This window comes from Fictibacillus sp. NRS-1165 (assembly GCF_050468105.1).
Lineage (GTDB): Bacteria > Bacillota > Bacilli > Bacillales > Fictibacillaceae > Fictibacillus_C > Fictibacillus_C terrinigri.
Genome location: NZ_JBDPNU010000192.1, coordinates 1 through 793, shown reverse-complemented (window position 1 = coordinate 793; position 793 = coordinate 1). Strand labels below are relative to the sequence as shown.

The 793-nt window shown below is 37.3% G+C and carries 1 protein-coding gene; it reads left to right on the top strand.

Annotated elements, in window-relative coordinates; translation table 11 throughout:
* Positions 1-376 precede the first annotated feature (376 nt).
* Positions 377-793, top strand: a 417-nt coding sequence (locus ABHN01_RS25825) for a carboxymuconolactone decarboxylase family protein (protein WP_429877917.1), incomplete at its 3' end; no start/stop codon positions are given.

The window sequence follows — 793 nt, the reverse complement described above, 5'->3', positions numbered from 1 at the left end:
TCACCTCCTTTTTTACATAACATCTCAATTTAAACTATTTTTTATGCAATAATTTCTAAAATGTTTCCTATTTTTATATTAAATGATGCGGTAAGGGTTTACCTACAATTGCACTTTTCACCTGGGGTTTTCTTTGTTGTTCGCAAAGTTTTGTAAACCGGTATCAGCTGCATACCTGGCAGGAAAAAGCAGGCGGCTCTATGTCCAAGAAAATACCTACTGATTTTTAATTTATAAAATACGGCTTGACAAGCTTTGAATACTCTTATTCAAAATGGATAGTATAAAAAAATGGAACAGGCCAAGGTGAATCTTAGGAAGTAATAAAGGATGGACTTTGAATTTAAAATAAGCAGTTTTTAAGAGAGGAATATGAATGATGGCAAACAACTTATATCAGAGGGAAAACCTACGTCATCTTGCTAAGCTGGGCGAATTAGCTCCTGCACAACAGCAAGCGTACGAAAATTTTAGTAGAACCGTAATGCAAGAAGGCGTTCTTACAAAAAAGGATAAAGAAATTATTGCTGTCGCTGTGGCGCACGCAACTGAGTGTCCTTATTGTATTGATGTGCATACCCGTAATGCCAAAACATCGGGTGCATCCCTTGAAGAATTGGTAGAAGCAGTGTTTGTAACAGCTGCACTTGAAGCCGGAGGTGCAGTTACTCATAGCACTCATATGCAAAATGCCCTTGATCAAGATGCCAATGATACCCTCTATCGCCGATCCAATCTTAAAAAGTTAGCCAATATGAAACAATTAATCCCTAATGGTTTTAGTGCATATTCC